This is a genomic window from Paenibacillus sp. A3M_27_13, assembly GCF_024213315.1.
GTDB lineage: Bacteria > Bacillota > Bacilli > Paenibacillales > Paenibacillaceae > Paenibacillus > Paenibacillus polymyxa_B.
Genome location: NZ_JANAVE010000026.1, coordinates 1 through 679, shown reverse-complemented (window position 1 = coordinate 679; position 679 = coordinate 1). Strand labels below are relative to the sequence as shown.

General features: G+C 55.5%; 1 rRNA gene. It reads right to left on the bottom strand.

The annotated features are described in order from the left end of the window. Position 1: 1 nt before the first annotated feature. A 23S ribosomal RNA gene (locus NLX82_RS27455) occupies positions 2-679 on the bottom strand; the annotation flags it as partial.

Below are 679 nucleotides of genomic sequence, written 5' to 3'. Positions count from 1 at the left end.
TTAGGATAAGCCCTCGACCGATTAGTATTGGTCAGCTCCATGCATTACTGCACTTCCACCCCCAACCTATCTACCTCGTCGTCTTCAAGGGGTCTTACTAATTGGGAAATCTCATCTTGAGGGGGGCTTCACGCTTAGATGCTTTCAGCGCTTATCCCTTCCGTACATAGCTACCCAGCGGTGCTCCTGGCGGAACAACTGGTACACCAGCGGTACGTCCATCCCGGTCCTCTCGTACTAAGGACAGCTCCTCTCAAATTTCCTACGCCCACGACAGATAGGGACCGAACTGTCTCACGACGTTCTGAACCCAGCTCGCGTACCGCTTTAATGGGCGAACAGCCCAACCCTTGGGACCTACTTCAGCCCCAGGATGCGATGAGCCGACATCGAGGTGCCAAACCTCCCCGTCGATGTGGACTCTTGGGGGAGATAAGCCTGTTATCCCCAGGGTAGCTTTTATCCGTTGAGCGATGGCCCTTCCATGCGGTACCACCGGATCACTAAGCCCGACTTTCGTCCCTGCTCGACTTGTAGGTCTCGCAGTCAAGCTCCCTTCTGCCTTTGCACTCTTCGAATGATTTCCAACCATTCTGAGGGAACCTTGGGGCGCCTCCGTTACTCTTTAGGAGGCGACCGCCCCAGTCAAACTGCCCACCTGACACTGTCCTCGCACCGG